Below are 12,556 nucleotides of genomic sequence, written 5' to 3' on the forward strand. Positions count from 1 at the left end.
AGGGACGGACGGTCAGGGGCAGAAAGTCAGGGGCGCAAGGCCCGGGGCCGCCGGGTGAGCCAGTACAGGGCGGCCGCGTACAGGGTGAGGACGAGGGCGAGCAGCGGGTAGTACGCCAGGGGCAGTGCGGCCATGCCGATCAGCGGGCCCAGCGGCGAGAGCGGGAGCAGCAGGCCGGTCAGCGCGAGCACGCCCGCGGTGGTCGGGATGCCGCCGCCGCGGCCGGTGCGCAGCAGCACCATCACCAGGGCCTGGGTCAGCAAGTTCTCGGTGAACCAGCCCGCGTGGAAGGCGGTTTCGCCCCGGGTGTCGCTGATCGCCCAGACCAGTACGGCGAAGGTCGCGAGGTCGGCGGCGGCGTTGATCACACCGAACCCGGTGACGGAGGCCAGGACTTCGCGCGGTTGCAGCTTGAGCGGGCGGCGCAGCATCGCGGCCCGCGGCCGGTCGTAGGCGAAGGCCAGTTGGGCCGCGTCGAAGCACAGGTTCTGCACCAGGACCTGCGCGGGCAGCATCGGCAGGAACGGCAGCAGCAGACCGGCGGTCAGCATCGCGATGACGTTGCCGAGGTTTGAGGAGAGTGTGATTCGCAGATAGCCGGCGATGGTGGCGCCGCCCCCGCGCCCGGCCACGATGGCGTGGTCGAGCGAGGTGAGGTCCTTCGCCGCGAGCACGACGTCCGCCGTCTCGCGGGCCACGTCCACCGCCTCGGGCGGGCAGATGCCGACGTCGGAGGCGCGCAGCGCGGGCAGGTCGTTGACGCCGTCGCCGAGGAATCCGGTGACGTGTCCGCGCTCGCGCAGCGCCCGGACGATCCGGGCCTTCTGCTCGGGGGAGCAGCGGGCGAAGACAGTACTACGGTCGGCGAGTTCGCCCACCTCGGCGTCGCTCAGGGCATCGAGCGAGGCGGCGGTGACGACCTCGCCCGGGTCCAGGCCGAGCTCGCGGCAGGCGCGGGCGGCCGTTCCGGGGTGGTCGCCGGTCAGCACCTTCACGGCGATGCCCCGATGGCCCAGCGCGGCCAGGGCGTCCGCCGCCGACTCGGCGGTCGCGTCACGCAGCCCGACCAGGCCCTTGAGGGTGAGCCCGCGCTCGTCCGCGGTGGTGTACGGGCGCCCGCTGGCGGGCCGTTCGGCGAGCGCCACCGCGAGGACGCGCAGCCCGTCGGCGGCGAGGCGGCCGGCGAACGCGACCGCCCGGTGCCGTTCCTCGTCGGAGAGCCTGCACCGTTCCAGTACGTCCTCCACGGCGCCCTTGACGACCAAGGTGTGGTGGCCCAGGCGGCGCGGGGTGGCGACCACGGCCGTGGAGAGCCGGCGCACCGGGTCGAACGGGAGGGCCGCGACCGCGTCGTACTCCAGGGCGTCCTCGGGCAGCCGCTCCTCCGCCGCGTCGAGCAGGGCTTCGTCCAGGGCGTCGGCGCCGGGCAGTTCGGCGAGTTGCAGGGTCCACAGGCTGTTGACGGCGGCCCAGTGCAGAACCGAGTCGTCGGGGCGCCCGGCCGGGTCGAGCGCACAGTCCAGGACCGGCCGGTCCTGGGTCAGCGTGCCGGTCTTGTCCAGGCATACGACATCGACGGCGCCGAGGTCGTGCAGCGCGGGCAGCCTTTTGACGATCACCTGGTGGGTGCGGGCGAGCGCGGACGCGCCGCGCGCGAGCGTGGTGGTCACGATGACCGGCAGCATCTCGGGGGTGAGCCCGACCGCGACGGCGACCGCGAACGGCAACGTCTCCAGGCCCCGGCCGCGCAGCGCCGCGTTGGCCATCAGGACCAGGGGCGGGGTGAGCAGCATGAACCGGATCAGGATCCAGGAGATGCCGTACACCGAGCGGTCGAAGGCCGTCGTGCGCCGGTCGTCGTGGTGCGGCTTGTCGGCCCGTGCGAACCGCGTGTCCGCCCCGGTCGCGACGACCACGCCGGTGCCGCTGCCGGAGGCCACGCTGCTGCCCTGGAAGCAGACCTCGGGCCGGTCGAAGTCCTGGTCGTCGAGCGCGTGCGCCCGGCCGGCTCCGGGCGGTGCCTGCGCCGCGGGCTCGTCCACCGGGTACTTGAGGACCGGCGCGGACTCCCCGGTCAGCGCCGCCTGATGCATCGTCAGGCCGGTCGCCCGCAGCAGCCGCAGATCCGCCGGTACGAGGTCGCCGGGCGCGAGCCGCACCACATCGCCCGGCACCACCTGGTCCACCGGGACCTCGCGCGGCACCGGCGCCGCGTCGTCGTCCGTCCTGCGCAGCACGGTCGCGGTGCTGGCCACCAACTCCCGCAGCCCGGCCGCCGACCGGTCGGCACGGTGCTCACCGGCCGCCCGCAGCGCGCAGCTCACCACTACGAGCACCGCGATGACCGAGGCCGTCGCCCAGGCCGCGACCAGCGCGGAGACCAGCGCCAGACAGGCGAGTACGGCGGTGAACGGGTCGCGCAGACTGCGCAGGAAAATAATCGGCAGGGACGGAACTCGGCGGGCGGGGAGGACGTTTTCCCCATATCGCACAAGTCGCGCCTCGGCTTCGGACTCCACGAGTCCCCGTGGACCGGAACCGAGCGACCGAAGCAGCTGAAGCGGAGTGCTCCTTGACAACTGCAGAGAAGAGTTCCGCTCAGGCGCCCAGGTCACGGACGAGTCCCGACGGTCCCGGCAGCTTCACGCCCCCGCCGAGACGGGCGACCAGCCAGCGCACCATCTGAGCCACATCGGGATCGTCGACGAGATAGACGACCCGCCGTCCCTCCCGCCGGGACCGGACGAGCCCCGCGAGCTTCAGCTTCGCCAAGTGCTGACTGACGGCCGGCAGCGCGCCGCCGACCCTCTCGGCCAGACCCGACACATCGGACTCGCCATGGCTCAGCGTCCACATGATGTGCAGCCGCGCGGGCGAGGCAAGGAGTCCGAAGACCCCCGCTGCCTCGCCGAGCACCTGGGCCGACGGATCGGTGCTGCTCGTCGTCGTCACCGTTGCCTCCGTCTCCTCGGTGTGATGGCCGTGCCTGTCTTCTCCGGGGGCCAGTCTAGAGGCGCCGGCTCACAGAGAGACCAGAGTCACCTCGGTCGCCTTCACGCTGGACCACACGGTGGCTCCTTCGGCGAGGTGCAGTTCGGCGGCCGCGTGCGGGGTGATCTCGGCGATGAGGTCGGGGGTTCGGTCGGAGGCGACGAGGACGCGCAGGCGGCTGCCGCTGGTGGTGATCTCGCGGACGGTGCCGGGCCAGATGTTGCGGGGGCTGCCGTCGGGGCGGGTGCGGTGGAGGGAGACCGATTCGGGGGCGATGATCGCCAGTGCGCGGGTGTCCGGGGGGAGTTGTTCGGCCGTGACGATCCGGGCGCCGCCGGTGAGGGCGAGGCCGTCGGCGGTGGCTTGTCCGGGCCAGGCGTTGCGGCCGAGCATCCGGGCGACCCAGGGGGAGCGGGGGTGCCGGGTGACTTCGGTGGGCGGGGCGTCTTGAAGGGTGCGTCCGTCGTGGAGTACGAGGACGCGGTCGGCGAGGGAGACGGCCTCGACGGGGTCGTGGGTGACGATGAGGCAGACACCGGGGAAGTCGGCGAGGTGCGTGCGCAGCGTGTGGCGGACGTGGGCGCGGGTGGTCTGGTCGAGGGCCGCGAGGGGTTCGTCGAGGAGGAGGAGCCGCGGCCTGGCCGCCAGGGCGCGGGCGAGGGCGACACGTTGGGCCTGGCCGCCGGAGAGTTGGGCGGGTTTGCGGTGCGCGAGGTGGCCGACGCCGAGACGGTCGAGCCAGCTCTGGGCGGCGGCGCGGGCTTCTGCGCGCGGGGTGCCTTGGGCGCGGAGCCCGTAGGCGGTGTTGGTGAGGGCGCTGAGGTGGGGGAAGAGGGCGCCGTCCTGGGGGACCCAGGAGACACCGCGCTGGTGCGGGGGTAGCGAGGTGACGTCGGTGTCGCCGAGGCGGAGGACGGCGTGGGCGCGGTCGGTGAGGCCGAGCAGGGCGCGGAGCAGGGTGGTTTTGCCGGCGCCGTTCTCGCCGACGACGGCGATGGTGGTGCCGGGCTCGGCGTGCAGGGTCAGCTCGTTGAACCCGGTCACATCGGCATCGAGGGGCCAACTGGGCTGCTCCGCAGCCGACTTGGGGTCGTCTCCCTTCGGCGGGGCCGAATCCTGCGGCCCGACCGGGCCGGCCGGTGTGACGGGCGCGACGGGTGCGGGGTCGGTGTCGTCGACGGCCGGGGAAGGAGCGGCCCCGCGTACCGAGGCACCGCCCGTCCAGCGGCCGCGCAGTGCGATGAGTACGGCCATGGCGATGGCGAGGAGCAGGAGGGAGACCGAGGTCGCGGCCTCGGGGGAGTCCTGGAGCAGGAGGTAGACCTGGAGGGGGAGGGTCTGGGTGGTGCCCGGGAGGTTGCCCGCGAAGGTGATCGTCGCGCCGAACTCGCCGAGCGCCCGGGCCCAGGTGAGCGCCGCGCCGGCGGCCAGGCCCGGGGCCACCATCGGCAGGGTCACGGTGAGGAAGACCCGGAACGGCGAGGCGCCGAGCGAGGCCGCGGTCTCCTCGTAGCGGGGCCGCAGCCCGCCGAGCGCGCCCTCCAGGCTGATCACCAGGAAGGGCATGGCGACGAAGGTGGCGGCGACCACGGCGCCGGAGGTGTGGAAGGGCAGCGTGATGCCGAAGGTGTTCTCCAGCCACGGGCCGAGCAGTCCGCGCCGCCCGAATCCGAGCAGCAGGGCCACACCGCCCACCGTGGGCGGCAGCACCATCGGCAGCAGGACGAGCGAGCGCACCAGGGACTTGCCCGGGAAGTCGACCCGGGAGAGCAGCCAGGCCAGGGGCACACCGAGAAGAAGGGAGAGACCCAGTGCCCAGAACGAGACGACGAGCGAGAGCCGCAGGGCCTCGGTGACGTCGGGGCCGGTCAGGTGTGTGCCGAGTTCGCCCCAGGAGGTGCGGGCCAGGATGCCGAGGAGCGGCATCAGCAGGAACGCGATGGCGAGCAGCGCGGGCAGCGCCAGGGCCACGGGTGGACGCCGGCGGGAACGGAAGCGGCTGCGGGTCATGAGGATTCCCCCGGTGTCCTGATGGCGCGGGGTCCGCCCGTCCGGCGCGCACGGGCGGCGCGAACGGACGGACCACGCAAGGGAGTTGGAGCGGTGGTGGCCAGGGGGGCCGGGTCGGTTACGGCTGCTGGAAGCCCGCGTCCGCCAGGATCTTCTGCGCCTCGGGCGTGGAGAGCCACTTCACGAATGCGGTGGCGGCGTCGGCGTTCTTCGACGCCTTGAGGGTGGCGGCCGGGTAGGAGGCGACGGCGTTCTGCGCGTCCGGGATGTCGACGGTGTCGACCTTGCCCTTGGCGGAGGCGGCGTCGGTCTTGTAGACGATGCCCGCGTCGGCCTCGCCGAGCTCGACCTTGGACAGGACCGCGCGGACGTTGGGCTCCTGGGAGACGGGCTTCACCGTGAGGTGCTGCTTGTCCAGGACCTGCTTGCTGTAGCGGCCGACCGGCACCTCGGGGGCCGCGAGCACGACCTTCAGGCTGGTGTTGGTCAGGCCCTTGAGGTCTTCGACCTTCTTCGGGTTGCCCTTGCCCGTCGCGATCACCAGGCGGTTCTTGGCGATGACCGACGAGTCGTTCACATCGGCCTTGAGGCCGTCCATCGTCTTGGTGTCGGCCGTGACCAGCGCGTCGGCGGGGGCGCCCTGCTTGACCTGGGCGGCCAGCTCCTGCGAGCCGGCGAAGGAGAACTTGATGTGGGTGCCCGGGTTCTCCTTCTCGTAGGCTGCACCGGCCGCCTTGAAGACGTCGGTCAGCGAGGAGGCGGCGAGCACGGTCAGCTGCGCGGCCTTGGGCGCGGAGCTGGAGCTGCCGGACGGGGAAGCGCTCTTGTCGCTGCTGCCGCTGTCCTTGCTACTGCTGCTGCATGCCGCGGCCAGCGGGATCAGCAGGGCGGCGGAGACGACGGCCGCGGCGGCGCGGCGGCGCTGGGTACTGAGAGCCAGGAGGGACATGGTTGGAACTCCTTCGGATACTTGACGAGCCGCGCCGGGAGGTGAGGGCTTCCCCCGCTGGGTTTCCTCGGGCCATCCGGGTCGGATGTCCGTCGGTCACCGGGGAAGGGCGACGCCGCGGGGACGTACGTGAAGTGGCCTGTCGTCGACCTAGGTGCGGTCGATGTGCACGCTGGTGGACTTCACCCGCGCGGTGGCCTGCATGCCCACCTCAAGGCCCAGCTCTTCGACGGCCTCCCGGGTCAGGAGGGAGACCAGGCGGTGCGGACCGGCCTGGATCTCGACCTGGGCGGCGACGTCACCGAGCTTGACGGCGGTGACGATGCCGGGGAAGGCGTTGCGGACAGAGGTGTAGGGCACCTCTTCCTCGCTGTTGGAGGACTGGCCCACCTCGATGGAGAAGGCGGCCAGATCCCGCCCGTCGATGAGTCGGCGACCGCCTTCGTCACGATGGGTCGTGACGCGGCCGCCGTCGGCCCAGCGGCGCACGGTGTCGGGACTGACGCCGAGCAGACGCGCTGCCTGGCCGATGGTGTAGGACTGCATGTGCGACAAGATAGGCGTCTTCACGCCGCATACACAAAGGACCCGTCGGAACATACACCGCAGCTGCGGATCCGAATGGACGAAGGTCCAAGGCCCCCGTTACGGTCCCCGGCCACCCTCTACGGCCCCGGCGGCCGCCCCCTCGGCCTCCTCCGCACAGCCCAGGACGCCTCGCCGGCCACCCTCCGTGGTCAACGGGGTGGGGCGCTCATGAGATGTGGATCCAGGCCGGCCAGTACGCGTCGGCGCTCAGGGCCACACCAAGCAGTAGGGCTGATGTCCCGCCTCATGCAGCCGATGCGAGAAGTCCTGCCATTCGTGCAGGAGTTGATAGACGTTGAACGCGTCACGCGGGCCGCCGCGGTCCGGGACCGTGGACCATATGAAGGCCGCCGCGCCGACCGACTCCTCGCCGACGCCGCGCAGCGGGTCGACGACCGTCATGGGGAGCTTGACCACCGCGTAGTCGGGGTGCAGGACGACGAGTTCCAGCGGAGGTACCTTGTGCAGCGGTATGCCCTGGATGCCGGTGAGGACCATCGCGGCCATCGTCTCCGGCTTGATCTTGGTGAACATGCCGCCCATGCCCAGCTCGTCGCCGCCGAGCTCCTCCGGGCGCATGGTGACGGGCACCCGGGCCGCGGTCGCGCCGTCCGGGGCACCGAAGTACTTGTAGGTCACCCCCACCCGGCCACTTCCGTTCCCCGCCAGAGCGCCGTCCCCGACCCGCTCGATCCGGTCCTGGGCGTCGCGCCGCCGGTGCCGTCCCCGCCGGTGGGCGCGCTCGGGGCCCCGGTCATCGGTCCCCTCGCCCAGTCCGCCACCGCGATGCATATCCTTCACCCGACTGCTTGTAGCCCGACTGCTTTGTAGATGCCGCGGCCCCCACCGCGCAACCCGATCATCCGCCGATGCCACTCCATCATCTGCGGATCATCGTGTCATTGACCTCCCCAGCGCGGGTGCGGTGAAACACCGGTCCGCAGATACGTCCGGGCCTCTGCCACCATGGCGGGTGTGAGCTATCCGTACGAATACGACGCCCCAGTTTCGCAGAACCTCTTCGACCGTGCGTCCGCCGTGACGCCCGGCGGTGTGAACTCCCCCGTCCGTGCCTTCCGGGCCGTGGGCGGTACGCCCCGGTTCATGGTGTCCGGTACGGGGCCCTACCTGACCGACGCCGACGGCCGCGAGTACGTCGACCTGGTGTGTTCGTGGGGCCCGATGATCCTCGGGCACGCGCACCCCGAGGTCGTCGCCGCCGTGCAGGAGGCCGTCGCCCGCGGCACCTCCTTCGGTACGCCCGGCGAGGGTGAGGTCGCGCTCGCCGAGGAGATCGTGGCCCGGATCGAGCCGGTCGAGCAGGTCCGCCTGGTGTCCTCGGGCACCGAGGCGACCATGTCCGCGATCCGCCTGGCGCGCGGCTTCACCGGCCGCGCCAAGGTGATCAAGTTCGCAGGCTGCTACCACGGTCATGTGGACGCGCTGCTCGCCGCCGCCGGTTCCGGGGTCGCCACCTTCGGCCTCCCCGACACCCCCGGCGTCACCGGCGCCCAGGCCGGCGACACGATCGTGCTGCCGTACAACGATCTGGACGCGGTGCACGCGGCGTTCCACGCCAACCCGGGCGAGATCGCCTGCGTGATCACCGAGGCCTCGCCCGGCAACATGGGCGTCGTGCCGCCGGCGGACGGCTTCAACGCGGGTCTGAAGGCGGCCTGTGCGAAGAACGGCGCGCTGTACATCTCGGACGAGGTGATGACCGGTTTCCGTACGTCGAAGGCGGGTTGGTTCGGCGTCGACGGCGTCGTGCCCGACCTGATGACGTTCGGCAAGGTCATGGGCGGCGGCTTCCCGGCCGCGGCGTTCGGCGGCCGCGCCGACGTCATGGGCCACCTCGCCCCGGCGGGCCCGGTCTACCAGGCGGGCACCCTGTCCGGTAACCCGATCGCGACCGCCGCCGGCCTCGCCCAGCTGCGGCTGCTGGATGACGCCGCGTACGCCAAGGTCGACGCCGTGTCGCGGGAGATCCAGGCGCTGGTCACCGCCGCGCTCAGCAAGGAGGGCGTGGCTCACCGGGTGCAGACGGCGAGCAACATGTTCTCCGTCTTCTTCACGGCCGACGAGGTCCGCGACTACGACGACGCGAAGAAGCAGGAAGCTTTCCGCTTCAACGGGTTCTTCCACTCGATGCTGTCGCAGGGCGTCTATCTGCCGCCGTCGGCGTTCGAGTCCTGGTTCGTGTCGACCGCCCACGACGAGCGCGCGATCGAGCGCATCGCGGCCGCGCTGCCCGCCGCCGCCCGTGCCGCAGCGGAGGCCACCGCATGAGCGAGAACAACGCCGGAAACGAACTGACCGTCGTGCACCTGATGCGCCACGGCGAGGTGCACAACCCGGACGGCGTGCTCTACGGGCGGCGTCCCGGCTACCACCTCTCCGAGCTCGGCCGGCAGATGGCCGACCGGGTCGCGGACCACCTGGCGGGCCGTGACATCACGCATGTCGTGGCCTCCCCGCTGGAGCGCGCCCAGGAGACGGCGGATCCGATCGCCAAGGTGCACGGCCTGGATCTGGCGACCGACCCGCGGCTCATCGAGGCGGGCAACGTCTTCGAGGGCAAGACCTTCGGCGTCGGGGACGGCGCGCTGCGCAAGCCCGCCAACTGGAAGCACCTCACGAACCCGTTCCGCCCGTCCTGGGGCGAGCCGTACGTCGAGCAGGTCGTGCGGATGATGGGCGCCCTGGACGCGGCCCGCGACGCGGCCCGTGGGCACGAGGCGGTGTGCGTCAGCCACCAGCTGCCGATCTGGATCGTGCGCAGCTTCGTCGAGAAGCGGCGCCTGTGGCACGACCCGCGCAAGCGGCAGTGCACGCTGGCCTCGCTCACCAGCTTCACCTACCAGGGCGACCGGATCGTGTCCGTGGGCTACAGCGAGCCCGCCCGCGATCTCGTACCGGCGCATCTGCTGGCCGGCGCCAAGCCGGTCAAGGGCAAGTCGAAGGCCTTCGGCGCCTGACATCTCGGGCCGGCCGGATCACCCCGGCCGGCCCGTCGGCGCGGCCCGGCCAGGGTGATCCGGCCCGCGCCCAACCCGGCCACCCGGCCGGCCAAGCACCCCCAAACCAGTCCGCCCGGCCGCACCGTTCGCACGACCTTCACCCCCCGCCCCCTGGACCCGCACCCGCATCTCGTACGGTTTACGAAGATTTGTGCGAGCTGTGTGGAACCGGCCAGGTTTCACCCGACATCTCACAGATTGCCCAACTGCGGTGACGCACACGGGCTTCGAGGACGACGAGACGACGGTGCGAAGCGATGGGAACGGACGGGCTTATGCGGGAGATCGGCCGGAACGTCAGCCGACGGGGCATGCTGGGACTCGGTCTGGGGGCCGCGGCGGCGGCCGGCCTGGCCGGCTGCGGTACCTCGGGCGGCAACGGTGGCGGTAGCGGATCGGGCGGCAAGGGCGGCGGCGAGAGCGGTGACGCGGCCGCCAAGAAGGCCGACGTGAAACTGATAGGCGACGGTTCCACGGCCGACACCGGCAAGCAGCCGCACCAGCCCGAGAAGCCCGTTCCGCTCCAGCCCGGCGAGACCCCGCCCCAGTTCGTCATCTTCTCCTGGGACGGCGCCGGCGAGGTCGGCAACGGCCTCTTCCCGCGCTTCCTCCAGCTCGCCAAGGACCACGGCGCGGGCATGACGTTCTTCCTCTCCGGCCTGTATCTGCTGCCCGAGGCCAAGAAGCGCCTCTACCGGCCGCCGAACAACCCGGTCGGCGCCTCCGACATCGGCTACCTCAACGACGACCATCTCAAGCAGACGCTGAAGTACGTCCGCCAGGCCTGGACCGACGGCCATGAGATAGGCACCCACTTCAACGGTCACTTCTGCTCCGGACGCGGCACGGTCGAGCACTGGACCGCCGCGCAGTGGCAGAGCGAGATAGACCAGGCGATCGACTTCGTCACCAAGTGGAAGACCAACACCGGCTGGACGGACGAGGACCCGCTCCCGTTCGACTACAAGCGCGAGCTCGCCGGCGGCCGCACCCCCTGCCTGCTCGGCCAGGACAACCTGCTGCCCACCGCGCAGAAGCTGGGCTGGCGCTACGACGCCTCCTCGCCCGGCGGCACCCAGGTGTGGCCGGTCAAGCGGCACGGCCTGTGGGACCTGCCGCTCCAGCAAATACCCTTCCCCGGGCATTCCTTCCAGGTCCTGTCGATGGACTACAACATCCTCGCCAACCAGTCGAAGAATTCGACCAAGGCGCCGCCGGCCAACTACCCGGGCTGGCGCAAGCAGGCCACCGAGGCCTATCTCGCCGGATTCAAGCGGGCCTACGAAACGAATCGCGCGCCCTTCTACATCGGAAACCACTTCGAGCAGTGGAACGGCGGGATCTATATGGACGCCGTCGAAGAGGCCTTCAAGGGCATCGTCGCGAAGCGGGACGAGAAGAAGGATGTGAGGCTCGTCTCCTTCAAGCAGTACTGCGACTGGCTCGACGTCCAGGACCCGAAGGTGCTCGCCAAGCTGCGCACGCTCGGTGTGGGACAGGCTCCCGCCGGTGGCTGGAACACGTTCCTCAAGGCCGTTTAGGCCTTCCTGACAAGGGGCTTTACGGGCAGTCAGGGGGGCGCGGAAGATCCCCGAAACAGACATGCGAAACTTTTCACATGTCCGTGAGTCCTGCCTTCCGACGCCGTCGCACCCTGACGCTGGCCGCGGCTGCCGCGGCCGCCGGTGCGCTGACCCTGACGGCCTGCGGTTCCGGTGGTACGTCCGGTGGTTCCGGTGACACCAAGTTCGTCACCGGTACCGGCGGCATCGCCACCGTCGCCCAGGGGAACCGTCAGAACGCCCCGGAACTGTCCGGCGAGACCGTCGACGGCAAGCAGCTCGACGTCGCCTCGCTCAAGGGCAAGGTCGTCGTGCTGAACGTGTGGGGCTCGTGGTGTGCGCCCTGCCGGGCCGAGGCGCCGTATCTGGCCAAGGTCTCCAAGGAGATGAAGTCCAAGGGCGTCGAGTTCGTCGGGATCAATACCCGCGACACCGACAAGGGCCCGGCCCAGAAGTTCGAGCAGGAATTCGGCGTCGACTATGCGAGCCTGTACGACCCCATCGGCAAGCTCATTCTGCGATTCCCGAAGGGCAGCCTGAATCCGCAGGCCATTCCGTCGACGATCGTTCTCGACCGGAACGGCAAAATCGCCGCCCGCGCCCTGATGGCGCTCGACGACACCAAGCTGCACCAGATGATCGACCCGCTGATCGCGGAGAAGTGATCGCGTGATGGCACTGGCCGCCGTCGGCTCGATGAACGAAACGGTCTTCAGCGGGGCCCTGCTGGTGGCCCTGCCGGTCGCCGTACTCGGCGGCCTCGTCTCGTTCTTCTCACCCTGCGTACTGCCCCTGGTCCCCGGTTATCTCTCGTACGTCACCGGAGTCACCGGCACCGACCTGGCCGAGGCCCGGCGCGGCCGGATGGTCGCGGGCGCCGGTCTGTTCGTCCTCGGCTTCACCGCCGTCTTCGTCTCCGGCGGCGCGCTGTTCGGCTACTTCGGCCAGAACCTCCAGGACCACAGCACCACGCTCTCCAAGATCCTCGGCGTGCTGATGATCCTGATGGGCGTCTTCTTCATGGGCCTCATGCCCTGGATGACCCAGCGCGAATTCCGCTTCCACCGAAGGCCGGTGACCGGGCTCGCCGGGGCGCCGCTGCTCGGCGCACTCTTCGGCATCGGCTGGACGCCCTGCCTCGGCCCCACGCTCACCTCGGTGAACGCGCTCGCGATGGACCAGGCGAGCGCCGGCCGCGGGGCCATACTGACGGTCGCGTACTGTCTCGGCCTCGGGCTGCCGTTCGTGCTCGCGGCGGTCGCCTTCCGCAAGGCGCTCGGCGCCTTCGGCTGGGTCAAGAAGCACTACGTATGGGTGATGCGGATCGGCGGCGGCATGATGATCGTGACCGGCGTGCTGCTGCTCACCGGCGCTTGGGCGGAGCTCGTCCAGCAGGTACAGGGCTGGTCCCAAGGCTTTCAGGTGGGTGTCTGACG

The 12,556-nt window shown here is 70.9% G+C and carries 11 protein-coding genes; 5 read left to right on the plus strand and 6 right to left on the minus strand.

Annotation, left to right across the window (positions count from 1 at the left end; translation table 11 throughout):
* Nucleotides 1–26: 26 nt before the first annotated feature.
* The 6 genes from mgtA to CG740_RS31615 all read right to left on the minus strand — a co-directional run bounded on the left by mgtA (nucleotide 27) and on the right by CG740_RS31615 (nucleotide 7,330).
* Entirely contained in the window at nucleotides 27–2,615 is a 2,589-nt protein-coding gene (mgtA, locus tag CG740_RS31590) for a magnesium-translocating P-type ATPase (RefSeq protein WP_100578721.1), read from the minus strand.
* Nucleotides 2,599–2,952, minus strand: coding sequence for an ArsR/SmtB family transcription factor (locus tag CG740_RS31595; protein ID WP_100578722.1), 354 nt, complete (start codon nucleotides 2,950–2,952; stop codon nucleotides 2,599–2,601). Before CG740_RS31595 ends, mgtA begins: the two co-directional genes overlap by 17 nt.
* A 69-nt stretch (nucleotides 2,953–3,021) precedes the next feature.
* Complete coding sequence (locus CG740_RS31600) at nucleotides 3,022–5,001, minus strand: ABC transporter permease (protein WP_100578723.1); 1,980 nt, start codon at nucleotides 4,999–5,001, stop codon at nucleotides 3,022–3,024.
* Between the two features lie 118 nt (nucleotides 5,002–5,119).
* The gene (gene modA / locus CG740_RS31605) at nucleotides 5,120–5,950 is read right to left on the minus strand and encodes a molybdate ABC transporter substrate-binding protein (RefSeq protein ID WP_100578724.1); all 831 of its coding nucleotides are present in this window, start codon (nucleotides 5,948–5,950) and stop codon (nucleotides 5,120–5,122) included.
* Nucleotides 5,951–6,100: 150 nt separating this feature from the next.
* On the minus strand, nucleotides 6,101–6,496 hold the full coding sequence (locus tag CG740_RS31610) for a TOBE domain-containing protein (protein WP_100578725.1): 396 nt from the start codon (nucleotides 6,494–6,496) through the stop codon (nucleotides 6,101–6,103).
* Between the two features lie 249 nt (nucleotides 6,497–6,745).
* Nucleotides 6,746–7,330, minus strand: coding sequence for a hypothetical protein (locus CG740_RS31615; RefSeq protein ID WP_199846634.1), 585 nt, complete (start codon nucleotides 7,328–7,330; stop codon nucleotides 6,746–6,748).
* Between the two features lie 174 nt (nucleotides 7,331–7,504).
* On the opposite strand from CG740_RS31615, the gene hemL reads away from it, so the two are divergent.
* The 5 genes from hemL (at nucleotide 7,505) to CG740_RS31640 (ending at nucleotide 12,554) form a co-directional block, all read left to right on the plus strand.
* Nucleotides 7,505–8,827, plus strand: a complete 1,323-nt coding sequence (gene hemL / locus CG740_RS31620) for a glutamate-1-semialdehyde 2,1-aminomutase (protein WP_100578726.1) — start codon at nucleotides 7,505–7,507, stop codon at nucleotides 8,825–8,827.
* Entirely contained in the window at nucleotides 8,824–9,516 is a 693-nt protein-coding gene (locus CG740_RS31625) for a histidine phosphatase family protein (RefSeq protein WP_100578727.1), read from the plus strand. Before hemL ends, CG740_RS31625 begins: the two co-directional genes overlap by 4 nt.
* Before the next feature lie 353 nt (nucleotides 9,517–9,869).
* Nucleotides 9,870–11,099 (plus strand): hypothetical protein, encoded by a 1,230-nt coding sequence (locus tag CG740_RS31630; protein ID WP_100578819.1) that lies wholly within the window; start codon nucleotides 9,870–9,872, stop codon nucleotides 11,097–11,099.
* Nucleotides 11,100–11,176: 77 nt separating this feature from the next.
* The gene (locus CG740_RS31635; protein ID WP_100578728.1) at nucleotides 11,177–11,785 is read left to right on the plus strand and encodes a TlpA family protein disulfide reductase; all 609 of its coding nucleotides are present in this window, start codon (nucleotides 11,177–11,179) and stop codon (nucleotides 11,783–11,785) included.
* Nucleotides 11,786–11,792: 7 nt separating this feature from the next.
* On the plus strand, nucleotides 11,793–12,554 hold the full coding sequence (locus CG740_RS31640; RefSeq protein WP_100578729.1) for a cytochrome c biogenesis CcdA family protein: 762 nt from the start codon (nucleotides 11,793–11,795) through the stop codon (nucleotides 12,552–12,554).
* The last annotated feature ends 2 nt before the right edge of the window (nucleotides 12,555–12,556 follow it).

The organism is Streptomyces sp. CB01201, assembly GCF_002803085.1.
GTDB classification, from domain to species: Bacteria; Actinomycetota; Actinomycetes; order Streptomycetales; family Streptomycetaceae; genus Streptomyces; species Streptomyces hundungensis.